This is a genomic window from Actinoplanes sp. NPDC049118 (genome assembly GCF_040648555.1).
GTDB lineage: Bacteria > Actinomycetota > Actinomycetes > Mycobacteriales > Micromonosporaceae > Actinoplanes.
Genome location: NZ_JBEZDY010000001.1, coordinates 363,721 through 386,101, shown reverse-complemented (window position 1 = coordinate 386,101; position 22,381 = coordinate 363,721). Strand labels below are relative to the sequence as shown.

The window sequence follows — 22,381 nt, the reverse complement described above, 5'->3', positions numbered from 1 at the left end:
GGGTCACCGGTCCAGGCCGATGACGCCGGGGCCGGGGCCGTGCTCGGGCTCGGCCGTGTCGGGGGCGATCACCGGTGCCACGCCCACGGGAACGCCCCACCGCTGGTCCACCGCGCCGGCCGGCGCCTCGCCACCGCCGTCGCCGGTACCCGCGCCGCGGCCCGCGCCACCCAGGGCCGGCACGGGCGCGGCCCGGCCGATGCCGCCCCCGGGCCCGGCCGCGCCGATCACCGCGCCGGAGGGCAGCGGCCGGCGGGCGCCGGACGCCCCGCGCAATGCCACGCCGGAACCCCGGGCGGCCGCTCCCGGGCCACCGAGGCCGCCGGCGACTCCCGGCGCCCCGGCCCGTCCGATCGCGGCGGCGTTCGACGGCAGGCCGAGCCCGGCACCGATCACCAGTCCGGGCGGGGCCACGCCGGAAACCTGCGCACCCGGTGTCACCGGCGGCGGGAGGGCAGCGCCGCCGGCACCGGCCGCCGGCGGGGGCGGCGCCTGAGCGACACCGGCCAGCCCGGGGCCCGGCCCGGGCGCCGGTCCCGGGACGGCGGACGGCGCCGGCGGGTCGTGCGGCACCGCGACCGGCCTCGGTACGGCCCGCAACGTGCCGCCGGCCGGCCCGCCGCCGGCAGAGGCGCCGGGGCCCGCCTCCTCCGGCAGCCCGTCTGCCCGGACGGTCGCGTCGGACTGCAACAGGTAGAGCGCCGGGGCCCGTATCTGCGTGCCGTGCTCGCCGATCGCCGCCTCGGCCTCGCGCATGGCCTGACGGGCGCGTTCGTCATACCCGTCCTCGGCGTGGTCGAGCAAGCGCGGGATGAGATCGTCGCTGACCACGGCGCGTTCCGCCGCGAGCGGCCGGATGGTGGCCTGCGCCGCGCCGATGGCGTCGAACACCCCTTGCAGGCCCACGCGGGTGTCCTCCGCGCGGGTCAGCGTCTGGTCCAGAGACGCGGCGAGCAGATCTAGCTGCCTCATGAAGACCCGCGCGGACGCGTTGCTCTCCGGCGGCCACACCTCGGCCAGATCCGCGCGGGCGGCGAGCAGCCGGCGATGCTGGTCGCGGCACGCGGTCGCCAGGTTCAGCCAGCTCAGCACCCGGTCCGCGCCGGCGCAGGCGTTCTCGGGCTGGATCATCGACCAGATCGCCGGGAGGTTGTAGGCGTTCCAGTCCGCACCGCCGCCGGCCATCAGAAGGCCTTCCCGCCGGGCGGCGCGGCGCCGGCCAGGGCCGCGTCCGCCTGCGCGACTGCGCCCCGCAACAGCCCGTCGACACGCCGCTGCGCCTCCGCCGACGCCAGGTCGACCGAGGCGAACTCACGGGCGATCCGCTCGGCGACATCGGCGAAGACGACCGCGGCCCGCCGGTACGCGCGCAGGTTCGCCTCGGTGTCGGCGAGCGCCCGCGCGTAACGGTTCTTGACCTCGAGCACGGTGCCGCCCGGTATCGACGCCCCGAAGACCACCCCGTGCCGGTGCAGGTCGGCGCCGCGCTCGGCGAGCGCCGCGAAGCCGCTGTCCGCCTCCAGGCGCAGGCCCTTCGCGAACTCGCCCACCTGGGCGGTCCCGACTTCCACGCCGTGAGGCATGCCGCCCTCCCCGCCGCCGGATCCGAGCCGGATCACCATGTCGGCGGCCGCCGGGCCTACCCGGCCGGCCGCTGACGCTACGTACGACACGGACGCCGGGCGGCCGCGGTTCAACCGGGGTGGCGGGCGACGGGGGCGGCGGGCGGCGGCATACGCTGCGATCATGACCTCCAGGCCGGTAAGGATCGGGCTGCAGCTCCAGCCCCAGCACGCGGACTACGCCACCATTCGCCGGACGGCGGCCGAGGCCGAGGAACTCGGCGTCGACGTCCTGTTCAACTGGGACCACTTCTTCCCGCTCAGCGGTGAACCGGATGGTCTGCACTTCGAGTGCTGGACCATGCTCGCCGCCTGGGCCGAATCCACCTCCCGCGTCGAGATCGGCGCCCTGGTTACCTGCAACAGCTATCGCAACCCGGAACTCCTGGCGGACATGGCCCGCACCGTCGACCACATCAGCGACGGCCGCCTCATCCTCGGCATCGGCTCCGGCTGGTTCGAACGCGACTACACCGAGTACGGCTACGACTTCGGCACCGCCGGCGGCCGCCTCGACGACCTCGCCGGGGCACTCCCCCGCATCGAGTCTCGCCTGGCCAAGCTCAACCCGCCGCCCACCCGCAAGATCCCGGTCCTGATTGGCGGCGGCGGCGAGAAGAAGACCCTGCGCCTCACCGCCAGACACGCCGACATCTGGCACAGCTTCTCCGACACCGACACCCTGCGGCGCAAGGTCGGCATCCTCGGCGAGCACTGCGCCGCCGTCGGCCGCGACCCCGCCGAGATCGAGATCTCGGTGATGGGCAAGGCCGACAGCCGCGACAAGATGTACGAGATCGGCGCCCGCCTCTTCACGGTCCACGCCGGCGGGCCCGCACCCGACCTGTCGGAACTCCGCGAATTCCTGACCTGGCGCGACAAGCTCAACGCATGACCCTCCCGGCAGGGAATCGGTCACCCTCAAAGATCGATTCCCTGCCCGGGTACGGCCACGCGACGTTCGCTGGAAGAATCTGGAGCGCGCCACCGTGAAGTACACCGTCTCGATCGAGATCGCCCTGCCGAGGGAGAGGGTGGTCCAGCTGCTGGCAGACCCGGCACATCTTCCGAAATGGCTGCGGGGCCTGGTGCTGCACGAGCCGCTCAGTGGCACACACGGGCAGGTCGGCACCACGTCGCGAGTCGTGCTGCAGATGGGCAAGCAGAAGATCGAGTGCACCGAGACCATCACCCGCCGGGAACCGGTGGACCTGCACGAGATCCCGAGGGCAGCCGTCGTTCATTTCGACCGCGAGATCGTCGGCGAGGGCATGTGGAGCGCCGTGCGCGATCGGCTGACCGAGGCCGGGCCGCAGAGGACGCTCTGGCAGAGTGAGAATGAGTACCGGTTCAGCGGCTTGCTGATGCGGCTGGTGGGGCTCTTGATGCCCGGCGCCTTCCGCAAGCAGTCGCGACAGCACATGCAGGATTTCAAGGCTTTCGCCGAGCAGGGACAAGACGTCCGCGACGCAACGGGCTGATCATCGCGAACGCGGACTTCGAGAGTTCGCCGACGCCGTGGGGGAAGATAACGGCGTGCGTCACTACGTGGCAGACCTGCAGTCTCCGGCCGGTGCCCGGGGCACGGTCGCCGCCTATGGGCATTACGGCCGGCCGGTACTGGTGTTTCCGGCCGAGAACGGGCACGCGCGCCAGTTCGCCGACCGGGGCATGGTGTCGGCGGTCGATCACCTGATCGACGCGGGCCGGATCAAGCTCTACTGCGTCGACTCGTTCGACGCGGGGACCTGGTCGGCGGCCGACCTTCCGCTCGAGGAGCGCGCGCACCGGCACGGGGCGTATGAATCGTGGATCCTCGACGCAGTGGTCCCGCACCTCCGGGCCGACAGCGGCGACGCCGCCGAGATCATGACGACCGGCTGCTCGTTGGGCGCGTTTCACGCCCTCAACTTCGCCCTCAAGAGGGCCGACCTGTTCCCGCTGGCGCTCTGCCTCTCCGGCAACTACGACCCCACGACCTGGCACGGATGGGGCGAGCACGGAGACGCGGTCTACTTCAACAATCCCGCCGCGTACGTCGCGAACCTGCACGGCGAGCATCTCCGCTGGCTGCGCTCGCGGCTCTCGGTCCTGCTCGTGTGCGGCCAGGGCCGATGGGAGGACACCACCGGGTCCCTGGAGTCGACACGGCGGATGGCGGAGCTGCTGACGGCCAAGGGCGTACGCCATGAATTGGACCTCTGGGGTTTCGACGTCCCGCACGACTGGCCGTCGTGGTGCGCCCAACTGGCCCATCACCTGCCCAGGTTCTGCTAGCCGCGGGCCGGATGGCGGCGTTCGATCGGAGTCGATTCCCGTCGCCGGATCGCCGTGACATGGGCGACACCCGGCCGTCGGCATTGGCCCGGCGAACTCCTCATCTCCCGCCCGTGGCGACCGAAATTCCGAGCATCGGGCGGCGGCCGGGAAGGCCCGGCGCCCTTCGACGTAGCGGCGGCAGCCTCGGCGAGGAGATGTCAGTGGCCTGGGACTGGTTGAAGCGCATGGGCGTCGTGGTGGCCGACGTGGAGCCGGCCGAGCCCGAGGATGACTCTCTCGACACGGCGCTGTGCCCTCGTGGCAGCGAAGCCACGCTGATCGTCACCATGGCCGACGAACCCGAGCCGGTGGTGATGCACACGCGGGTCGCCATCGTCGACGGCGAACGCATCGTGCTCGCCAACACGCGCGGCGCCGCGAAGCCCGACGATGAAGCGGTCGTCACCATGCAGTGGGCCGTCGACTCCGGGGTACGCCGGGTGCCGGTGAGGGTGGAGTCGGCCAGCGAGAACACCTGGACGGTGCTGGCGCTCGGGGATGTCATCCACCAGCAGCGGCGCCGGTGGATCCGGGTGCGCACCACGCTGCGGGTGGCCACCCGCCTGCCGGAGAAGGACGACTGGGTCGACGGGCTGACCGCCAACCTGTCCGCCGGCGGCATGGCCGCGAACCTCGGTTCCAGGCCCGAAGGGTTGGTCGCCGGGATCAAGCTGGAGATCAACCTGGACCTGCCGGACGAACCCCTCACCCTCGCCGCCGTGGTGACCGACGTCGTCGACGACGAGGACGGGGAGGGCTGCACCGTGCGGATGGACTTCTCCGATGTCGAGGAGGCGCACCGCGAACGAATCGCCGCGCACGTGTCCAGGCTGCAGCGCGAGGAGCTGGCCCGGCGCCGCAAGCAGGGCACGGACTAGCGGTGACGGCCGGGGACGGCCGTACGCGATGATCGGACGATGACCGAGTTCTGGACCGCGCTGGGCCTGCCGGGTCTTGCCGATGTGCACACACACTTCCTGCCCGAGCGGATGCAACGGCGGGTCTGGGCCCACTTCGACGAGGCCGGGCCACTGATCGGCCGGCCCTGGCCGATCCGCTACCGCGGCACGCAGGCCGAGCGGGTCGCCGAACTCGGCCGGCTCGGCGTGCGGATCTTCTCCGCGCTCGCGTACGCGCACCGCCCCGGCATGGCCGCCGACCTCAACGCCTGGACGCTCGGGTTCGCCGAGCGCACGCCGGGCTGCCTGCCGAGCGCCACGTTCTTCCCCGAGCCGTCCGCCACCGCCGACGTGCGGGCGGCGCTGGAGCGCGGCGCCCGGATCTTCAAGCTGCACCTGCAGGTCGGCGGCTTCGACCCCCGCGACGAACTGCTCGACGAGGCGTGGGGGCTGCTCGCCGACGCCGGTGCCCCCGTCGTCGTGCACGCCGGCTCCGGGCCGGTGGCGAGCGGCTTCACCGGACCCGGCCCGATCGGCGGCGTGCTGGCGCGCCACCCCCGCCTCACCATGCTCACCGCGCACCTCGGCGCCCCCGAGTACGCGGGCTTCGTCGACCTCGCCGAGCGCTACGAGAACGTCGGGCTGGACACGACCATGGCGTTCACCGACTTCTTCGCGCAGTTCGCGCCGTTCCCGCCGGACCTGCTGCCCCGGCTGCGGGACCTTGGCCTGGCCGGCAGGGTCCTGCTGGGCAGCGACTTCCCCAACATCCCCTACCCGTACGAACACCAGCTCGACTCGCTGGCCCGGCTCGGCCTCGGCGACGAGTGGCTGCGGGCGGTCTGCTGGCACAACGCCACCCGCCTGCTCCGCGACTGGCCGCTTTCGGTGGCCGATCGCGCGTAGATGCACGTCGAGCGTGCGCGGTTGTGCCACGATCACATAGATCAAGTCCGAGCGACGGTAGAGGTGTGCGATGAAGAAGGCCATCGGCTGGATCGTGCTGATCCTGCTCATCTTCTACATCGGCACGAACCCCGGGCCCGCGGCGGACATCGCCAAGGGCATCGGCGAGGGCATCGCGGAGGCGTTCCGCAACATCGGTGTGTTCTTCTCCGAACTGGCCGACTGAGCCCGGTCGGCATGCACGTCGTCTGCGTCGGCCTCGCCACCGTCGATCTGGTGCAGCGGGTCGAGCGGATGCCCGGCGTGGACGAGAAGGCCGAGGCGCTCGCCGCCGACGTCGCCGCGGGCGGCCCGGCCACCAACGCCGCGGTCACCGCGGCCGCCCTCGGCGCGACGGTCACGCTGGTCACGGCGGTCGGTGCGCACCCGCTGGGCGGGCTCATCCGCGCCGACCTCGCGGCCTGCGGGGTGTCGCTGCTCGACGCCGCGCCGCGCGCCACCGCGCCGCCGCCGGTCTCCGCCGTCACCGTCCTGCAGGCCACCGGCCAGCGCACGATCGTGAGCCGCAACGCCCGCGGCGCCGACGTCGCCGCTCCCCCGGGGCTCGCCGAGGTGCTCGGGTCCGCCGACATCGTGCTGGTCGACGGCCACCACCCCGCCCTGGCCCGGGCCGCCGCGGCCGGCGGGCGTCCCCTGCTGGTCGACGCCGGCACCTGGCGGCCGGTCTTCGCGGACCTGCTGGGCGCCGCCGACGTGGTCGCCGCCTCGGCGGCCTTCCGGATGCCCGTCGCCGCGGCGGCGCCGGCGGGACCGGCTGGCGCCGCCGCGGCGACCCGGGATGCCCTGCGCGCCGCCGGCGTGCGGCGCGGTGCGATCACCCGCGGGCCGGATCCGATCGCCTGGTGGTCCGGCGACCGGGACGGTGAGCTGCCCGTGCCGAGCGTGCCGGCCGTCGACACGGCGGGCGCCGGCGACGCCTTCCACGGCGCGCTCGCGGTCGCCCTGGCCCGCGACCCCGACCTGCTGGGCGCCCTGCGCTACGCGGTGCGCATCGCGGGGATCCGGGTGCGGCACGCGGGCCCGCGCGCGTGGCTCGACGCCGTCCGAAGTTGACGGACACGGCTCTGGGCACGCTCCCAGGGCCCCGGGTGATCTCTAGGATGAACGAACGACCTCAGGCGGCCCGTTCGACATCCCTCCGGAAAGGACGTTCGACATGGCACCCGACACTATCGTGCTCGTACACGGATTCTGGGTCACCCCGCGGAGCTGGGAGAACTGGATCACCCACTACGAGAGCAAGGGTCTGCGCGTCATCGCCCCGGGCTACCCCGGCTTCGAGGTCGAGGTGGAGTCGCTCAACGCCGACGACACACCGATCCTGGACCTCACCGTGCCGAAGATCATCGCCCACTACGAGGAGGTGATCCGCGGGCTCGACGCCCCGCCGATCATCATCGGCCACTCGGCCGGCGGCGCCTTCACCCAGATCCTGCTCGACCACGGCCTCGGCGCGGCCGGCGTGGCGATGAACTCCGCGCCGACCGAGGGCGTACGCGTGGTGCCGCTCTCGCAGGTGAAGTCGACGTTCCCGGTGCTCAAGAGCCCGGCGAACCGGCACAAGGCCGTGCCGCTCACCTTCGAACAGTGGCAGTACGCCTTCACCAACACGTTCACCGAGGAGGACGGCCGCGCCCTCTACGAGCGGTACGCGATCCCGGCCAACGGCGGCATCCTGTGGGGCAGCGTGCTTGCCAACTTCCAGCCGGGTCACCAGGACACCTGGGTCGACTACCACAACGACGCCCGGGCGCCGCTGCTGTTCGTCTCCGGCTCCGAGGACCACATCATGCCGCCGGCGGTGCAGGAGTCGAACCTGCGGCACTACAAGTCCGCCACCGTCACCGAGCGCAGGGAGTACCAGGGCTACGCACACCTGCTGCCGGCGCAGAAGGGCTGGGAACAGATCGCCGACGAGGTCCTCGACTGGGCGCTGCGGCACGCCCGATGACCGAGCCGCGGATCACCCACATCGGCGGTCCCACGACCCTGATCGAGACGGAGGGCTGGCGGATACTCACCGATCCGACGTTCGACGCCCCGGGCCGGACCTACGGGTTCGGGTGGGGAACGGCGTCGCGCAAGCTGACCGGCCCGGCGGTGCCGGCGGAGTCGCTCGGAACCGTCGACGCGGTGCTGCTGACCCACGACCAGCACGCCGACAACCTCGACGACGCCGGCCGCGCGCTGCTGCCGGCGGCGGGCCGGGTGATCACGACGGTGTCCGGCGCCCGCCGCCTGGCACTCGGGGCCACCGGGTTGGCGCCGTGGGGCACGACGCGACTCTCGGCGCCCGGCAGGCCGGACATCGCGATCACCGCCACGCCGTGCCGGCACGGGCCGCCGCTGAGCCGGCCGATCGTCGGCGAGGTGACCGGCTTCGTGCTGAGCTGGGCGGGCCAGCGCAACGGCCCGCTCTGGATCACCGGTGACACGGTGCTCTACGACGGCGTCCGGCAGGTGGCCGGGCGCTTCGACATCGGCACGACGATCCTGCACCTGGGCGCGGTCAGGTTCGGCCTGACCGGCCCGCTGCACTACACGATGACGGCCGAACACGGCGCGGAGCTGTGCCGGCTCGTCGGGGCGAGCACGGTCCTGCCCGTGCACTACGAGGGCTGGGGGCACTTCAGCCAGGGCCGTACGGCGATCGAGGCGGCCTTCGCGGGCGCCCCGCCCGCCGTACGGGAGAGCCTGCGCTGGCTGACCCCCGGCGAGGCCACGGCCGTCACCGTCTGACGGCGGCGGGACCCGGCGGCCGGAGCCGACGGGTCCCGCCGTACCCGTCGAGGGCCGCGGGGGCCGCGGTCAGTGCGCCCGGCGGTGGCGCCGCCGGCGGGTCGCCAGCACGGTGCCCGCGCCGGCGGCGACGAGCAGCGCGCCGGCCGCGGCCAGGCTCGCCGTCGCGGCACCCGTGACGGGCAGGCCGGTACCCGGCTCGCCGGCGCTCGTGCCGGTGGGCGCGGGCGTGCCGGACGGCTTGCCCGCGAAGACGATCACGGTGCTGGTCCGCAGGTCGCCGCCGAGGGACTGGGTCTGGAAGCCGATGGTGTAACGGGTGCCCCAGTACTTGTCGCCGGCCTTGGTGGGCAGGACGAACTCCAGGTCCAGGTCCTGACCGGGCTCCACCGGTTGCTTGATCTCGCAGGTCAGCGAGCCGGGGTCGCCGAAGCAGTCGGAGGGCACGTTCACCAGGTCGCCCCCGCCGTACCAGTCGCCGTCGACGGAGGCGCGGATGGCGAAGTCGTCGACGCTCTGGTCGCCGCCGTGGTGCACCCGGACCGTGACCCGGGCGGGCCGGCCCGGCACGACGGGTGCGGCCGGGGCGGTCGCCTTGATGAAGCTCGCGCCGGGGCCGGCGACCCGTGACGTCGCGGTGACCGTGTTGTCGGCCGGGTTCGTCTCGGCGCCGTCGGAGAGCACCTCCGCCCGCGCGGTCAGCACGGTGCCGACCGGCAGCGACTGCGCGGCGCGGGCGCGCACGGTCCACTCCCGGCCGCCCGGGTGCCCGTCGGTGCCGCCGGGGTCGACGATGCAGGTGACCACGGTGGCGCCGGAGCCGGCCGTGCACGGCCCGGACCCGCCGCCGTCCTCGAACGTCAGGCCGTCCGGCAGGGTGAGCACGATCCGCACGCCGGTCGGCGACGGCGGCCCCGGCACGACGGTGGTGAGCACGTAGTCGGCCAGCTCGCCCGGCGTCACCTCGGCCGGCGCGGCGAAGTGGGCGCTGAGGTCGACCGGCACCGGCGCGGCCGCGGCCGGCGCCGCCGGCACCGCGAGCGCCGCCCCCGCGGCCAAAAGCGCGAATGTCAGGTTGAAACGCCACCGTCCCGTCATGGGCGGCAGTATGCCCCATCGATCGCGCCGCCGCGGCCCGGGTGGTCGTCTCCGCCGGGGTCGTGAATTTCGTCGTCGGCGTCATACCGGCGCAACATGATGACGACGGGATTACCGTCCAGTAGCAAAATTAACAGAGTATTTACATGCCTCGATTAACGAGGCCGCCGGACTCGTCCACAACGCGCGGGTCGACCCCGCCCCGCCCTTCCGGGCGACGACGCGATCCCTTCCACCGTAGGGAGCCCCGGAATGCGAAACCCCGTCATGCGCCTGCTGGGCGCACTCACCCTGACCGCCGCGCTGGTCGCCGCCCCCGCACCCGCCCTGGCCGCCAACCCGTACGAGCGCGGACCCGCACCGACCGTGGCCAGCATCGAGGCCGGCCGCGGCCACTTCGCCATCGCACAGCTCACCGTGGCGCGCTCGAGCGTCTCGGGCTTCGGCGGCGGCACCGTCTACTACCCGACCAGCACGACCGACGGCACGTTCGGCGCGGTAGCGATCTCACCCGGCTTCACGGCGTCGCAGTCCAGCGTCGCCTGGTACGGCCCGCGCCTGGCCTCGCAGGGCTTCGTGGTCATCACGATCGACACCCGCAGCACCCTCGACCAGCCGGACAGCCGCGGCACGCAGCTGCTGGCCGCGCTCGACTACCTGACCAACACGAGTTCGGTGCGGACCCGCATCGACGCGACCCGGCTCGGCGTCATGGGCCACTCGATGGGCGGCGGCGGCAGCCTGTCCGCGTCCCGGACCCGGCCGGGCCTGCAGGCGGCGATCCCGCTCACCCCGTGGCACGGCACCAAGAACTGGTCCTCGGTCACCGTACCGACGCTGATCATCGGCGCCGAGAACGACACGGTCGCCTCGGTGACCTCGCACGCCGAACCGTTCTACACCAGCCTGCCCGGCACCCTGGACAAGGCGTACCTCGAGCTCAACAACGCCTCGCACTCGGCGCCGACCTCGACGAACGTGACCGTCGCCAAGTACAGCATCTCGTGGCTCAAGCGCTTCATCGACAACGACACCCGCTACGAGCAGTTCCTCTGCCCGGCACCCAGCGGCTCGGCCATCCAGGAGTACCGCGACACCTGCCCGCACTCCTAGCGATCCGAACGGGGCTCACCACCGGTCGCATCCGGTGGTGAGCCACCCGTCCAGACGAAGCGGACGTCCGGTGCCTTCTCCTCGTTGCCGGACCCGTCCGTCGCCTCGGCCACGGCGAAGCCGTGGCGCAGGTAGAACCGCTGCGCCCCGGTGTTGGCCGCGAACGTCCAGAGCTGAAGTCCCGCCGGCCGGCGGGACTTCGCGAGCTCGATGAGGCGCGAACCCAGCCCCCGGCCGGTCAGGCCGGGCGCGACGTAGAGCTGGTCGACCCAGCCGCCGTCGAGCACCAGCACCGCAAGCGGTTCGCCGCCGGCGCCGTCCAGCAGCCATACCTCGCGTTCGGCCAGGACCACCGTGGCGACCCACTCGCGGACCTCGGCATCCGGGTGCACCGAGGGCGGTATCGCGTCCGCGGCGGCCCGGCGTGCGCGGATGAGCAGGTCCGCGACCGCCGGGGCGTCGCCGGGACCGGCCCGGCGAGCCGTCGGCTCCGACCGTTGTGCGTGCTGCGGATTCATCGCCGCATCATCCGCACCCGCGCGGCGCCACGCAACGGGGTTTCCGGCGGTACCGGCTACTCGGCGATCCGGACCAGGTTCTTGCCGAAGCCGTCGCCGCGCAGCATGGCCAGGAAGGCCTCCGGTGCCTGCGACAGCCCTTCGAAGATCGTTTCCTGGTTCTTGATGCTGCCGTCCGCGATCCACGGCGCCATGTCCGCGATGAAGGCCTCGCGCAGGTCGCTGTGGTCGCTCACCAGCATGCCGCGCATCGTCAGGCGCTTGCCGATGAGCATGGCCAGGTTGCGCGGCGCCGGGGTCGGCGCGGTGGCGTTGTAGACGCTGATCATGCCGCAGACGGTGATCCGGCCGTGCACGTTCAGCGCCGAGATGGCCGCCTCCAGGTGGTCGCCGCCGACGTTGTCGAAGTAGACGTCGATGCCGTCCGGCGCGGCCCGCTCGAGCTGCTCGCCGACCGGGCCGTCGTGGTAGTCGAACGCCGCGTCGAAGCCCAGCTCGTCCTTCAGGTACGCGACCTTCGCCGCGGAGCCGGCGCTGCCGATGACCCGGGCGGCGCCCTTGAGCCGCGCCAGCTGGCCGACGACCTGGCCGACCGCGCCGGCGGCGCTGGAGACGAAGACGACGTCGCCCGGCTTGAACTCCGCCGTGCGCAGCAGCCCCGCGTACGCGGTGAGCCCGGTCATGCCGAGCACCCCGAGGTACGCGCCGAGCGGGGCGGCCGACGGGTCCACCTTGGCGACGGAGCGCGCCTTGACCAGGGCGTACTCGCGCCAGCCGAGCCCGTGAAGGACGATGTCACCGGGCTTGAGGTCGTCCGCGGCCGACTCGACGACCTCGCCGATCGCGCCGCCCTCGAGGGCGTGGCCGACCTGGTACGGAGGCACGTACGACTTGCGGTCGTCCATCCGGCCGCGCATGTACGGGTCGACGCTCATCAGGAGGTTGCGCACCAGCACCTCGCCCGGAGCGGGGTCGCCCAGGTCGGCGTGGGCGATCTCGAACGTCTCAGCGGTGGGCCAGCCCTGCGGACGGGCCGCGAGGCGGATCTCGGTCGATCGGATGGACACGGGCACTCCCGGTGATCGCGAATGTATACACTGCGCACATTAGGAAGGCGGTGTGTGCAGTGTCAACATCACCCGCGGGTCGGTCGTATCACCATGGCGATCTGCGGGCGGCGCTGCTCGACGCCGCGCTCGGGTTGCTCGACGACGACGAGGCGTTCTCGCTGCGCGCGGTGGCGCGCCGGGCCGGTGTCTCGCCCAACGCGCCCTACCGGCACTACGAGGACAAGGAAGCCCTGCTCTCGGCCCTGGCGGGGTGCGGCTTCGACCGGCTGGCGGACCGCCTGGAGGCGTCCGCGGACCTGGCGGGCATGGCCCGGGTCTACGTGGCGTTCGCGCTGGAGCACCCCGGGCTGTTCCGGCTGATGTACGGCCGCCCGACCGCCAACGCGGCGTGGGCGCGCACGGCGGAGATCCTGGCGAGCCGGGTCGCCACCCCGGCCCTGCAGGTGGGCGCGTGGGCGCTGGTGCACGGCCTGGCGGTCCTGCTGCTCGACGGCAAGCTGGAGTGCAGCGACCCGGACGCGCTGGTCAGGACGACGGTGGCCGCCGTCCTGACCCCCGCGGTGGGTACCTAGACCGTCCGGGCGAGGCGGTCGGCCAGCAGCTTGGCGAAGCGGGCCGGGTCGGCCAGGTCGCCGCCCTCGGCAAGCAGCGCCGTGCCGTAGAGCAGCTCCGCCGTCTCCGGCAGGTTCGGGTCGTCGGCCCGCTGCTCGTGCGCCGCCCGCAGCCCGCTCACCAGCGGGTGCTCCGGGTTCAGCTCGAGGATCCGCTTGACCGGCGGGACCTCCTGGCCCATCGCCCGGTACATCTTCTCCAGGGTCGGCGTGATGTCGTCGGCGTCGCCGACCAGGCAGGCCGGCGAGGTGGTCAGCCGGGTGGAGAGCCGGACCTCCTTGACCTCGTCGGTGAGCGTCTCGCCGAGCCAGGTGAGCAGCGGGGCGAACTCGCCCGACTTCTCCTGCGAGGTCGGCTCGCTGTCGAGGTCGACCGAGCCGCGGGCGATCGACTGGAGCTTCCTGCCCTCGTACTCCGGCACCGCGTCGACCCAGATCTCGTCGACCGGGTCGGTGAGCAGCAGGACCTCGTACCCCTTGGCCTTGAAGGCCTCCAGGTGCGGGGAGTTCTCCACCTGCACCCGGGTCTCGCCGGTCATGAAGTAGATCTCGTCCTGACCCTCCTTCATCCGCTCGACGTACGCGGCGAGCGTGGTCGGCTCGTCCCCGGCGGTCGACGCGAACGAGGCGACGTCCAGGATCGCCTTCTGGTCGCCGGGTTCGCCCAGCAGGCCCTCCTTGACCGCGCGGCCGAACTCGCGCCAGAACGTGCGGTACTTCTCCGCGTCGTTGGTCATCATGTCCTTGACCGTGGACAGGACCTTCTTGGCGAGGCGGCGGCGGATCAGCTGGATGTGCCGGTCCTGCTGCAGGATCTCCCGGGAGATGTTCAGCGACAGGTCGGCCGCGTCCACCACGCCCTTGACGAAGCGCAGGTGGTCGGGCATCAGCTCGCGGCTGTCGTCCATGATGAACACGCGCTTGACGTACAGCTGGATGCCGCGGCGGCCGTCGCGCTGGAAGAGGTCGTGCGGCGCGCGGGACGGGATGAACAGCAGCGCCTCGTATTCGAAGGTGCCCTCGGCGCGCATCTGGATGATCTCGAGCGGGTCGGTCCAGTCGTGGCTGATGTGCCGGTAGAACTCGGTGTACTCCTCGTCCTTGACCTCGGAGCGCGGGCGCGCCCACAGCGCCTTCATCGAGTTGAGCGTCGCCGGCTCGCCCTCGCCGGACGCCAGCCGGATGGGGAACGAGATAAAGTCCGAGTACCGCTTGACGATCTCCCGGATCTTGCGCTCGTCCGCGTAGTCGTAGAGCGCGTCCTCCTCGTCCTTCGGCCGCAGGTGCACGGTCACCGCGGTGCCCTGCGGCGCGTCGTCCACCGTCTCGATCGTGTAGGTGCCCTCGCCGGCCGACTCCCAGCGGGTACCCGCGTCCTCGCCGACCCGGCGGGTGAGCAGGGTGACCCGGTCCGCGACCATGAAGGTCGAGTAGAAGCCGACGCCGAACTGGCCGATCAGCTCGGCCGACTCCTTCTCCTTGCCGTCCTTGAGCTTGCGCAGCAGCTCGGCGGTGCCGGACTTGGCGATCGTGCCGATCAGCGACACCACCTCGTCGCGCGACATGCCGATGCCGTTGTCCCGCACGGTCAGCGTGCGCGCCTCCGCATCGGCGGCGATCTCGATGTGCAGGTCCTCGGGGCTGGCGCCGTCCTCGGCCAGGGCTATGAGGCGGCGCTTGTCCAGGGCGTCGGAGGCGTTGGAAATCAGCTCGCGCAGGAAGATGTCCTTGTTCGAGTAGATCGAATGGACCATCAACTGCAGCAGCTGCCGCGCCTCGGCCTGAAACTCCAGCGTCTCCGTCATGACACCCTCCGTGCTGTGTACGACATTCCCGGGGCGATCGTATGACCTCACGGTGACCGACCGTGCACGGGCACCGCCAACCATCGAACTATTGACATATTTCGAGGCTCGGCTCACGCTCAGAGAGCGCTCTCACGTAACATTTCTGAAACCGAGGAGTGCTCATGGAAGTTGCTCCCGTCCCCCGCCTCCGCCGTCGCGGCGCCCTGATCGGCCTCGTCCTCACGCTGATCGCCGCCCTCACCGTCGCCACACCGCGACCGGCGCTCGCCGCCGACCCCCTCGTCTCGCAGGGCCGGCCCGCCACCGCCTCCTCCACCGAGAACGGCACCTTCCCCGCCTCCGCCGCCGTCGACGGCAACACCGCCAGCCGCTGGTCCAGCGCCTTCAGCGATCCGCAGTGGATACAGATCGACCTCGGCGCCGCGCACGCGATCAGCCAGGTCGTGCTGACCTGGGAGGCCGCGTACGCGAGCGGGTACCAGGTGCAGACCTCGGCCGACGGCAGCGCCTGGACCACCGTCTACTCCACGGCCGCCGGCATGGGCGGCACGCAGACCCTCGCCGTCTCCGGCACCGGCCGCTACGTGCGGATGAACGGCACCGCCCGCGCGACGCCCTGGGGCTACTCGCTCTGGGAGTTCCAGGTCTTCGGCACCCCCGTCGGCGGGCCGACGATCCCCGGCGGCGGCCCGCTCGGGCCCAACGTGCTCGTCTTCGACCCGTCGATGTCCACCGCATCGATACAGGCGCAGCTCAACAGCGTGTTCAGCCAGTCGGAGACGCAGCAGTTCGGCAGCCAGCGCTACGAGCTGCTGTTCAAGCCCGGCACCTACGACAACCTGACGGCGAACATCGGCTTCTACACCTCGATCGCCGGACTCGGCCGCAACCCCACGGACGTGCACCTCAACAGCAGCAACGTGACCGTGGACGCCGGCTGGTTCGGCGGCAACGCGACCCAGAACTTCTGGCGCTCGGTCGAGAACTTCTCGGTGACCCCACCGGCCGGCATCGCCTACGAGCGCTGGGCGGTCGCGCAGGCCGCGCCGATGCGCCGGATGAACATCAACACCCACCTGAGCCTGACCCCAACCGGATTCGGCTGGGCCAGCGGCGGATACATCGCCGACACCCGGATCAGCGGGCAGCTTCAGCCGTTCTCGCAGCAGCAGTGGTACACCCGCAACAGCAGCATCCTGATGAACCACAACTCGGTCTGGAACAACGTCTTCACCGGCGTGGCCGGCGCGCCGCCGACCACGTTCCCGAGCCCGCCGAACACCACCCTGGCCACCACGCCGATCAGCCGGGAGAAGCCGTACCTGTACCTGGACGGCGCGAACTACGCCGTGTGGGTGCCGAGCCTGCAGACGAACTCGTCGAACGTCACCTGGCCGAACACCCCGGGCAGCTCCATCCCCCTGACCCAGTTCTACGTCGCGCGCCCCGGCGACTCGGCGGCGACGATCAACGCGGCCCTCGCACAGGGCCTGAACCTGCTCTTCACGCCCGGCATCTACCACGTCAACCAGACGATCAACGTGACCCGGCCCGGAGCCGTGGTCATGGGCCTCGGCTACGCCACGATCATCCCGGACGGCGGGGTGACCGCGATGACCGTCGCGGACGTCGACGGGGTGAAGATCTCGAGCCTGCTCTTCGACGCCGGCACCACCAACTCCCCCAACCTGCTGCAGATCGGGCCGGCCGGGTCGAGTGCCAACCACGCCGGGAACCCGATCTCGGTGCAGGACGTGTTCTTCCGGATCGGCGGCGCCGGTCCCGGCGCGGCGACCAACAGCCTGCTGGTCAACAGCAACAACACGCTGCTCGACCACATCTGGGCCTGGCGCGCCGACCACGGCGCCGGTGTCGGCTGGACGACGAACCCCGCGGCCAGCGGGCTGATCGTCAACGGAGCCGACGTGCTCGCGCTCGGCCTGTTCGTCGAGCACTACCAGAACTACCAGGTGCAGTGGAACGGCAACGGCGGGCGGACGATCTTCTTCCAGAACGAGATGCCGTACGACCCGCCGACCCAGGCCGCGTGGCGCACCGGCACCAACGGCTACGCCGCCTACAAGGTCGCCGACTCGGTCACCACGCACGAGGCGTGGGGCGTGGGCAGCTACTGCTACTTCAACGTGAACCCCTCGATCGTCGCGGCCCGCGGCTTCGAGGCGCCGAACAGATCCGGCGTCCGGTTCCACAACCTGCTGACGGTGTCGCTCGGCGGCGTCGGCTCGATCACCAACGTCATCAACACCACAGGCAGCGTGGCACAGGGCACTGAGACCGTGCCGAGCTACGTCGTCAACTACCCCTGATCCTCCTAAAGCGGTCACTCCCCGGAGGGCGTGCGTCGGGATTCCGGCGCACGCATTCCGTGTCGCTCCCCACTTGTGCTGAACTGTCGTCGCCAGGGTGCTGTACAACGTCGCAGTGAACCGGATCGCCGACCGGGACGTGTGTGACGCAAGGCCCCTGCGAACAGGAGACATATCGATGACGGCTGCGAACGAACGGCTGCACGGGGTGCCCACGCGCGCGGTGCTTCCCCCGGCCATCCTGGCCCGGCTCGCGCTCTGGACGGTAGTCGGCGTCAACGTGCTGATCGTCGAGACCGTGTTCCTCACGGCCGAGCCCGCCAAGAACGCCATCCTCGGCTTCGGCAAGTGGCTCGGCCTGCACCTGGCCCTGGTGATGGTCCTGCAGCTGATCCTGGTCGCCCGCCTGCCGTGGCTGGACCGCCGGATCGGCATGGACCGGCTCACCTCGTGGCACCGGTGGACCGGCTTCGCCCTGTTCTGGCTGGTTCTGCTGCACCCGACGTTCATCCTGCTCGGCTACGCGAGCGAGTACAACAGCACGCCGCTGACCGAGTTCAACAACCTCAAGGGCCAGCTGCCGGTCCTGCTGGGCATGCTCGCCGCCGGCATCATGCTGGTCGCGGCCGGCCTGTCGATACGCGCGGCGCGGCGCCGCCTGTCCTACGAGGCGTGGCACGCGGTGCACTTCTGCCTGTACGTCGCCGTGGTCTTCGGCCTGATCCACCAGCTCTTCGAGGTGTCGACGTTCACGTCCTCGGCGGCGGCGCGGGTGTACTGGTGGGCGCTGTGGGCGTTCGCGCTGGTGTCGCTGGTCGTCGGCCGGATGGTCATGCCGCTGTGGCGCAACGCCCGCCACCGGTTCCGGGTCGCGGCGGTCGTGCCCGAGGCCGACAACGTGGTCTCGGTGTACGTCACCGGCCGCAACCTCGACAGGCTCCCGGCCCGCGCCGGCCAGTTCATGATCTGGCGCTTCCCCGGCTACGGCCGCTGGTGGGAGGCGAACCCGTTCTCCCTGTCGGCGGCCCCGGACGGCCGCAGCCTGCGCCTGACGGCGAAGGCGGTCGGCTCGGGCAGCGCCCGGCTGCGCGACATCCCGGTCGGCACGCGCGTCTTCGCCGAGGGCCCGTACGGCGCGTTCACCTCGCTGAGCCGGGTCAAGGACGCGACGCTGCTGATCGCGGGCGGCGTCGGCATCACCCCGATCCGCGCCCTGCTGGAGGAGCTGACCGGCCCGGTGGTCGTGCTGTACCGCGCACACACCACGAGGGACGCGGTGCTGCTCGGCGAGCTGCAGAACCTGGCGCAGTCCCGCGGCGCCCGCCTGCACGTCCTGACCGGGCGCACCGGCGCGGGCAACCCGCCGAACAACCCGTTCGAGCCGCACAACCTGGCCGCGATGGTCCCGGACATCCTGGACCGGGACGTCTACGTCTGCGGCCCGGCGGCGATGACGAACGCGGTGCTGCGCAGCCTGCGCTCGCTGCGGGTCCCGTCCAGCCAGGTGCACTCGGAGCGCTTCAGCCTCGCCGGCTGAGCGGCCGCCGCCACGAAACGGCGATGGTCCCGCCTCGGTTCTGAGGCGGGACCATCGGCGCGTTCAGCTCAGGCGCAGAACGGGGCCAGCGGCGTGAGCCACTCGGTGATTCCGGACTCGAGCGTCTTGTCGAGGTCCTTCACCGTCTTGAGCTTCGCGAAGAAGGCGTCGTCCTCGGCGGTGCTGGTCATGGCCTGCAGGGATTCCTCGCCGGCGGCCTTGAGCTCCGGGTCCTTCGCCGCCGCCGTCGACTCGTTCATCGCCTTCGCCAGATCCTTCAGCTTCTCGCCCGCCGCGGTGCGGGCCTTCTTCGCCGAGGCGGTGGAGTTCGCCTGCTTGAAGACGATGAGCTTGCCCAGTTCCTCGCCGAACTTCTCCATCTTCTTGCCGTCGAGGATCTTGTCGATCTCGCCGCAGACCTTCTTCGTGTCCGCGGTGTAGTCGGCCGACGGGCTGGCCGACACGGTCGCGGCGGGCGCCGCCGGGGCGGCGGCGGTGTCGGGCTTCGTCCCGCAGGCGGAGCCGGTCAGCAGCAGCGCGCCCGTGGTGGCGCCCAGAATGATGCGTCGCATGAAATGAAATCCCCGTACCTAGAAAGATCAAGACGGGGCAGGATACGCCGGGCGGGGCCGGGGCCGGCACCGTACCTTCGGGCCGACCCGGGGCCTGATCGGTCCACGGCCGGCGGCGAGAGCCGATGCCGCCGAGGTCGCGGCACTAACAGCCCGGCCCGGCGGCCCGCCCCGCGACGATCCGGTACGCGGAGATGTCGCCCTTCACGTACGGGCGGAGCTGCTCGACCGTCGTCGGCGCGGCGCCGTGCTGCGCCACGAACGCCACGACGGCGTCGTCGACCGTGTGACACGAGACCCGGTCGGCGACCGTCTGGGTCGAGGCGGAGATGCCGTCGACATTAAACGCAGCGTAAGAAACGCCTGAAATACTCACAGTGATAGCCGCGGCCATGGCGACTTCGCTCAAGTTCACGGATTTCTCCTGCTCAGTCCGTCGACACGCGCCGACAGTGCCACCCTAGGCGAAATTACCTGAAGTAGCCAAATGGCCGTACGGGCGAGGAAGTGGGCCCGGTTGGCCAACTCAGAGTGAGGAGCCGTCGCCGCCCGCGGTGGGTCAATGCACCACGCGAGTGACGCGAGTGAATCGTTCGAGGGCTTTACGGCCCGCCCGGGGCGTCCGTACCGTCATTACCCAGTGCAACGGTTCAGTAACGCCCGGAGGAAGCCATGCGTCGTGCCGCTGTCATCGCCGGATCCGTCCTCGCCGCCCTGTGGGTGGCACAGCCCGCGCAGGCGTTCGCACACAACGCCGTACACAACGCCAACCTGCACGCCCTGCTCGACGGGCTCACCCTGCTGGTGGCGTCCGCTCCGATCTGGACCGCGATGCTCTGGCGCGGCTCCCGGGGCTGGCTGCTCGCCGCCCTCATCGCCGTGGTCCAGGTCCCGGTCGCCGTCATCGGCTTCGTGCCGATCGTCGACCCGGTGCTGCACCTGGCGCTCTTCGGCCTGGCGCTGACGCTCACCGGGATCTCGCTCTGGCTGGTACGCCGCTCCCCCGCTACCGCGACGGCTCCCGCGCCCGATCGGTCGTGACCCACTGGCCGGTGGGCGTGCGGATCGCCAGCGCGGTCACCGGCGCGTCCGGCGCCTCGCCGTCCCGGATGATCTCCACAACCGGGCAGCCGGGGGTCTCCGGATGCCAGAAGCCCTCGGGATCGCGGACCGACGAGAAGCGGCAGTGCTCCTCGTCGGCCCACCCCCAGGCCAGCAGGAGTTCCCGGCCGTTCATCGAGTAGCGGCCGGCGGTCGCCACCCGGTCGCCCTCGTCACGGCGGAAGAACTCGGCGCACAGGCCCGGCACGACCACGCCCTCGAAGGTGGCGTCGGTGATCGTGCGGTCCGACGAGTAGGTATCAAGATCCGGCAGAGGCACCCGCCGAGGGTGACACGGCCACGGCCGGCACGAGGCGAACAACGCCGGACATGAACCTGATCGGGCGACATACGCCCGGCGGGGTACGGCACACTTGCAGACCATGCGCCTGGTCTCGCTCCTGCCCTCCGCCACCGAGATCGTGTACGCCCTCGGCCTCGGCGACGACCTGGTCGGCGTGACGTTCGAGTGCGACGAGCCGCCGTCCGCCCGCGCGGAGAAGACGGTGGTGGTCGGCGGGCGCGACACCCGCGGCATGACCCCGGGCGAGATCGACGCCTACGTCAAGCAGCAGCTGAGCGCAGGCGGCGACCTCTACACGCTGCACTCCGGCGCGCTCGCGGTGCTCGCGCCCGACCTGATCCTCACCCAGGACCTGTGCCGGGTGTGCGCGCTGCCGTCCGGCCAGGTCTCGGACGCGCTCGACCACCTGGGCTGCCGGGCCGACGTGCTGTCGCTGGATCCGTACTCCCTCGCCGAGGTGCTGGAGACCTTCGTGCGGGTCGGCGAGCACGCCGGGGTACCGGCCCGGGCGCACGCCCTGGTCGCGGCGCTGCGCGCGAGGCTGGACGCGGTGGCCGCCGCGGTCGGCGGCCGGCCCCGGCCCCGGGTGGCGGTCGTCGAGTGGGTCGAGCCGCCGTTCACGGCCGGGCACTGGGTGCCGGACCTGGTGACGGCCGCCGGCGGCACGCCGGTCGCGGCCCGACCGGGAGCCCGGTCGGTGGAGACGACCTGGGCGGACCTGGCGGCGGCCGATCCCGAGATCGTCCTGGTCACGCCCTGCGGATTCCATCTGGACGGCGCCGCCGCCCAGGCCGCCGCGGTCGTACCGCACTTCCCCGCCGCCCAGGTCTGGGCGATCGACGGCGACGCCCTGGTGGTGCGCCCCGGGCCCCGCCTGGTCGACGGGGTCGAGGCGATCGCGGCGATCCTGCACCCCGGCGCGGTGCCGGCCGCCCCGCCGGGCGCGGTCGCCCGGGTGGCCTGACCTCAGGCGCCGGCCGGGGCCGGGCTGGGGCGGCGGCGGGGCCGCGCGACCGCGCGGCGGGCGACGATGTCGGCACGGGCCGGCGCGAGGCGGCGCTTCTGCTCGGTGCCCCAGAGCCAGAGAACGTCACGGCCGAAGGACCAGATCAGCGAGGCCAGGGCCCCGGCGACGGCGGCGAAGGCCAGCGCCTCGGGCAGCAGGCCCGCGGTCGCGACCACCAGCACCACGCCCTGTACCGCGGCGACGACCTTGCGGGAGAACTTCGGCGGCAGCGCGGCGTTCAGCCACGGCAGGGCCCACGAGGCCGCGACGAAGACGTAGCGGAAGGCGCCGATCGCGATCGTCCACCAGCCGAAGGTGCCGGCCACGAAGACGCTCAGCACCAGGATCAGGAACGCGTCGACCTCCATGTCGAAGCGCGCGCCCAGCCGGGACGTCGAGTTGGTGCGGCGGGCCACCTGGCCGTCCACCCCGTCCAGGGCGAGCGCCACGCCGATCAGCGGCACCAGCACCGCCAGCGGCACCGGCGCCTGGAAGGACGTCACGACCAGGGCGGTCACGCCGCCGACCAGCGTCGCGCGGCCCAGGGTCACGGCGTTCGCCGGGCCGAGGGCGCGCATCCCGGTGCGGCGCATTCCCACGGCGAGGGCCACGGCCAGGACCACGGCGTACGCCGTCCCGGCCAGAGCGCCGGCGGCACTGATCCCGGTCGTGACGGCGAGCGCCGTCAGCAGGATCAGGTTCGCGGCCAGGCCGACGATCGGTCCACGGCTCTCGCGAGCCGTCATCGTGGCGATACTGATAGTCACCGTG

General features: G+C 71.9%; 25 protein-coding genes. 15 read left to right on the top strand and 10 right to left on the bottom strand.

The features are described from left to right. Positions 1-3: 3 nt before the first annotated feature. Positions 4-1,185, bottom strand: coding sequence for a hypothetical protein (locus AB0B58_RS01745; protein WP_360215761.1), 1,182 nt, complete (start codon positions 1,183-1,185; stop codon positions 4-6). After that, complete coding sequence (locus tag AB0B58_RS01740) at positions 1,185-1,583, bottom strand: hypothetical protein (protein ID WP_360215758.1); 399 nt, start codon at positions 1,581-1,583, stop codon at positions 1,185-1,187. The genes AB0B58_RS01745 and AB0B58_RS01740 overlap by 1 nt, the downstream gene beginning before the upstream one ends. Positions 1,584-1,746: 163 nt before the next feature. Here AB0B58_RS01740 and AB0B58_RS01735 point away from each other — a divergent pair, with 163 nt between their 5' ends. The 9 genes from AB0B58_RS01735 (at position 1,747) to AB0B58_RS01695 (ending at position 8,545) form a co-directional block, all read left to right on the top strand. After that, positions 1,747-2,517 carry an LLM class F420-dependent oxidoreductase gene (locus tag AB0B58_RS01735; protein ID WP_360215755.1) on the top strand — a complete coding sequence of 257 codons (771 nt, stop codon included), beginning with the start codon at positions 1,747-1,749 and terminating at the stop codon, positions 2,515-2,517. A gap of 94 nt (positions 2,518-2,611) precedes the next feature. Continuing rightward, on the top strand, positions 2,612-3,103 hold the full coding sequence (locus AB0B58_RS01730) for an SRPBCC family protein (protein WP_360215752.1): 492 nt from the start codon (positions 2,612-2,614) through the stop codon (positions 3,101-3,103). Positions 3,104-3,158: 55 nt separating this feature from the next. Then, on the top strand, positions 3,159-3,899 hold the full coding sequence (locus tag AB0B58_RS01725; RefSeq protein ID WP_360215749.1) for an alpha/beta hydrolase-fold protein: 741 nt from the start codon (positions 3,159-3,161) through the stop codon (positions 3,897-3,899). A 203-nt stretch (positions 3,900-4,102) separates the two neighbouring features. Then, positions 4,103-4,819 carry a PilZ domain-containing protein gene (locus AB0B58_RS01720; protein ID WP_360215746.1) on the top strand — a complete coding sequence of 239 codons (717 nt, stop codon included), beginning with the start codon at positions 4,103-4,105 and terminating at the stop codon, positions 4,817-4,819. Between the two features lie 39 nt (positions 4,820-4,858). Then, complete coding sequence (locus AB0B58_RS01715) at positions 4,859-5,746, top strand: amidohydrolase family protein (RefSeq protein WP_360215743.1); 888 nt, start codon at positions 4,859-4,861, stop codon at positions 5,744-5,746. A gap of 70 nt (positions 5,747-5,816) precedes the next feature. Next, positions 5,817-5,972 (top strand): hypothetical protein, encoded by a 156-nt coding sequence (locus AB0B58_RS01710; RefSeq protein WP_360215741.1) that lies wholly within the window; start codon positions 5,817-5,819, stop codon positions 5,970-5,972. Between the two features lie 11 nt (positions 5,973-5,983). Continuing rightward, entirely contained in the window at positions 5,984-6,859 is an 876-nt protein-coding gene (locus AB0B58_RS01705) for a PfkB family carbohydrate kinase (RefSeq protein ID WP_360215738.1), read from the top strand. A gap of 103 nt (positions 6,860-6,962) precedes the next feature. After that, positions 6,963-7,757, top strand: a complete 795-nt coding sequence (locus AB0B58_RS01700) for an alpha/beta hydrolase (protein WP_360215735.1) — start codon at positions 6,963-6,965, stop codon at positions 7,755-7,757. Further along, positions 7,754-8,545: an MBL fold metallo-hydrolase gene (locus tag AB0B58_RS01695; protein ID WP_360215732.1), complete on the top strand. Its 792-nt coding sequence runs from the start codon at positions 7,754-7,756 to the stop codon at positions 8,543-8,545. The genes AB0B58_RS01700 and AB0B58_RS01695 overlap by 4 nt, the downstream gene beginning before the upstream one ends. 69 nt (positions 8,546-8,614) lie before the next feature. Here AB0B58_RS01695 and AB0B58_RS01690 read toward each other — a convergent pair whose 3' ends face one another. Continuing rightward, positions 8,615-9,643, bottom strand: a complete 1,029-nt coding sequence (locus AB0B58_RS01690) for an LPXTG cell wall anchor domain-containing protein (protein WP_360215729.1) — start codon at positions 9,641-9,643, stop codon at positions 8,615-8,617. 252 nt (positions 9,644-9,895) lie between these two features. On the opposite strand from AB0B58_RS01690, the gene AB0B58_RS01685 reads away from it, so the two are divergent. Further along, on the top strand, positions 9,896-10,756 hold the full coding sequence (locus AB0B58_RS01685) for an alpha/beta hydrolase (RefSeq protein ID WP_360215726.1): 861 nt from the start codon (positions 9,896-9,898) through the stop codon (positions 10,754-10,756). Here the strand turns inward: AB0B58_RS01685 and AB0B58_RS01680 are convergent. Together AB0B58_RS01680 and AB0B58_RS01675 are read right to left on the bottom strand one after the other, a co-directional pair. Further along, complete coding sequence (locus tag AB0B58_RS01680; protein WP_360215723.1) at positions 10,753-11,274, bottom strand: GNAT family N-acetyltransferase; 522 nt, start codon at positions 11,272-11,274, stop codon at positions 10,753-10,755. The two genes, AB0B58_RS01685 and AB0B58_RS01680, sit on opposite strands and share 4 nt — an antisense overlap. A 56-nt stretch (positions 11,275-11,330) precedes the next feature. Continuing rightward, the gene (locus tag AB0B58_RS01675; RefSeq protein WP_360215720.1) at positions 11,331-12,341 is read right to left on the bottom strand and encodes an NADP-dependent oxidoreductase; all 1,011 of its coding nucleotides are present in this window, start codon (positions 12,339-12,341) and stop codon (positions 11,331-11,333) included. A 59-nt stretch (positions 12,342-12,400) separates the two neighbouring features. Here AB0B58_RS01675 and AB0B58_RS01670 point away from each other — a divergent pair, with 59 nt between their 5' ends. Beyond that, positions 12,401-12,916, top strand: coding sequence for a TetR/AcrR family transcriptional regulator (locus AB0B58_RS01670; protein WP_360215717.1), 516 nt, complete (start codon positions 12,401-12,403; stop codon positions 12,914-12,916). Here the strand turns inward: AB0B58_RS01670 and htpG are convergent. Next, positions 12,913-14,760: a molecular chaperone HtpG gene (gene htpG, locus AB0B58_RS01665; RefSeq protein WP_360215714.1), complete on the bottom strand. Its 1,848-nt coding sequence runs from the start codon at positions 14,758-14,760 to the stop codon at positions 12,913-12,915. The two genes, AB0B58_RS01670 and htpG, sit on opposite strands and share 4 nt — an antisense overlap. A 164-nt stretch (positions 14,761-14,924) precedes the next feature. Here htpG and AB0B58_RS01660 point away from each other — a divergent pair, with 164 nt between their 5' ends. Together AB0B58_RS01660 and AB0B58_RS01655 are read left to right on the top strand one after the other, a co-directional pair. Further along, positions 14,925-17,090: a discoidin domain-containing protein gene (locus AB0B58_RS01660; protein WP_360215711.1), complete on the top strand. Its 2,166-nt coding sequence runs from the start codon at positions 14,925-14,927 to the stop codon at positions 17,088-17,090. A gap of 178 nt (positions 17,091-17,268) precedes the next feature. Continuing rightward, on the top strand, positions 17,269-18,627 hold the full coding sequence (locus tag AB0B58_RS01655) for a ferredoxin reductase family protein (RefSeq protein WP_360215708.1): 1,359 nt from the start codon (positions 17,269-17,271) through the stop codon (positions 18,625-18,627). A gap of 68 nt (positions 18,628-18,695) precedes the next feature. On the opposite strand, the gene AB0B58_RS01650 is transcribed toward AB0B58_RS01655, so the two are convergent. Both AB0B58_RS01650 and AB0B58_RS01645 read right to left on the bottom strand, forming a co-directional pair. After that, positions 18,696-19,199 carry a hypothetical protein gene (locus AB0B58_RS01650; protein WP_360215705.1) on the bottom strand — a complete coding sequence of 168 codons (504 nt, stop codon included), beginning with the start codon at positions 19,197-19,199 and terminating at the stop codon, positions 18,696-18,698. A 145-nt stretch (positions 19,200-19,344) separates the two neighbouring features. Continuing rightward, entirely contained in the window at positions 19,345-19,614 is a 270-nt protein-coding gene (locus tag AB0B58_RS01645; RefSeq protein ID WP_360215702.1) for a hypothetical protein, read from the bottom strand. Between the two features lie 257 nt (positions 19,615-19,871). On the opposite strand from AB0B58_RS01645, the gene AB0B58_RS01640 reads away from it, so the two are divergent. Further along, entirely contained in the window at positions 19,872-20,240 is a 369-nt protein-coding gene (locus tag AB0B58_RS01640; protein ID WP_360215699.1) for a hypothetical protein, read from the top strand. Here the strand turns inward: AB0B58_RS01640 and AB0B58_RS01635 are convergent. Continuing rightward, positions 20,206-20,580, bottom strand: a complete 375-nt coding sequence (locus AB0B58_RS01635; protein WP_360215696.1) for a hypothetical protein — start codon at positions 20,578-20,580, stop codon at positions 20,206-20,208. The genes AB0B58_RS01640 and AB0B58_RS01635 overlap by 35 nt on opposite strands. 103 nt (positions 20,581-20,683) lie before the next feature. Between AB0B58_RS01635 and AB0B58_RS01630 the strand changes: the two genes are divergently transcribed. After that, positions 20,684-21,568: an ABC transporter substrate-binding protein gene (locus AB0B58_RS01630; protein ID WP_360215693.1), complete on the top strand. Its 885-nt coding sequence runs from the start codon at positions 20,684-20,686 to the stop codon at positions 21,566-21,568. Positions 21,569-21,570: 2 nt separating this feature from the next. On the opposite strand, the gene AB0B58_RS01625 is transcribed toward AB0B58_RS01630, so the two are convergent. Further along, positions 21,571-22,377, bottom strand: a complete 807-nt coding sequence (locus AB0B58_RS01625) for a CDP-alcohol phosphatidyltransferase family protein (protein ID WP_360215690.1) — start codon at positions 22,375-22,377, stop codon at positions 21,571-21,573. Positions 22,378-22,381: the final 4 nt, after the last annotated feature.

Bases quoted from the DNA above. Each gene is read 5' to 3' on its own strand.
- AB0B58_RS01740 (WP_360215758.1), bottom strand. From the start codon at position 1,583: ATGCCTCACGGCGTGGAAGTCGGGACCGCCCAGGTGGGCGAGTTCGCG.
- AB0B58_RS01680 (WP_360215723.1), bottom strand. From the start codon at position 11,274: ATGAATCCGCAGCACGCACAACGGTCGGAGCCGACGGCTCGCCGGGCC.
- AB0B58_RS01695 (WP_360215732.1), top strand. From the start codon at position 7,754: ATGACCGAGCCGCGGATCACCCACATCGGCGGTCCCACGACCCTGATC.
- htpG (WP_360215714.1), bottom strand. From the start codon at position 14,760: ATGACGGAGACGCTGGAGTTTCAGGCCGAGGCGCGGCAGCTGCTGCAG.
- AB0B58_RS01690 (WP_360215729.1), bottom strand. From the start codon at position 9,643: ATGACGGGACGGTGGCGTTTCAACCTGACATTCGCGCTTTTGGCCGCG.
- AB0B58_RS01655 (WP_360215708.1), top strand. From the start codon at position 17,269: ATGACGGCTGCGAACGAACGGCTGCACGGGGTGCCCACGCGCGCGGTG.
- AB0B58_RS01700 (WP_360215735.1), top strand. From the start codon at position 6,963: ATGGCACCCGACACTATCGTGCTCGTACACGGATTCTGGGTCACCCCG.
- AB0B58_RS01630 (WP_360215693.1), top strand. From the start codon at position 20,684: ATGCGCCTGGTCTCGCTCCTGCCCTCCGCCACCGAGATCGTGTACGCC.
- AB0B58_RS01715 (WP_360215743.1), top strand. From the start codon at position 4,859: ATGACCGAGTTCTGGACCGCGCTGGGCCTGCCGGGTCTTGCCGATGTG.
- AB0B58_RS01660 (WP_360215711.1), top strand. From the start codon at position 14,925: ATGGAAGTTGCTCCCGTCCCCCGCCTCCGCCGTCGCGGCGCCCTGATC.
- AB0B58_RS01650 (WP_360215705.1), bottom strand. From the start codon at position 19,199: ATGCGACGCATCATTCTGGGCGCCACCACGGGCGCGCTGCTGCTGACC.
- AB0B58_RS01710 (WP_360215741.1), top strand. From the start codon at position 5,817: ATGAAGAAGGCCATCGGCTGGATCGTGCTGATCCTGCTCATCTTCTAC.
- AB0B58_RS01745 (WP_360215761.1), bottom strand. From the start codon at position 1,185: ATGGCCGGCGGCGGTGCGGACTGGAACGCCTACAACCTCCCGGCGATC.
- AB0B58_RS01705 (WP_360215738.1), top strand. From the start codon at position 5,984: ATGCACGTCGTCTGCGTCGGCCTCGCCACCGTCGATCTGGTGCAGCGG.
- AB0B58_RS01640 (WP_360215699.1), top strand. From the start codon at position 19,872: ATGCGTCGTGCCGCTGTCATCGCCGGATCCGTCCTCGCCGCCCTGTGG.
- AB0B58_RS01735 (WP_360215755.1), top strand. From the start codon at position 1,747: ATGACCTCCAGGCCGGTAAGGATCGGGCTGCAGCTCCAGCCCCAGCAC.
- AB0B58_RS01685 (WP_360215726.1), top strand. From the start codon at position 9,896: ATGCGAAACCCCGTCATGCGCCTGCTGGGCGCACTCACCCTGACCGCC.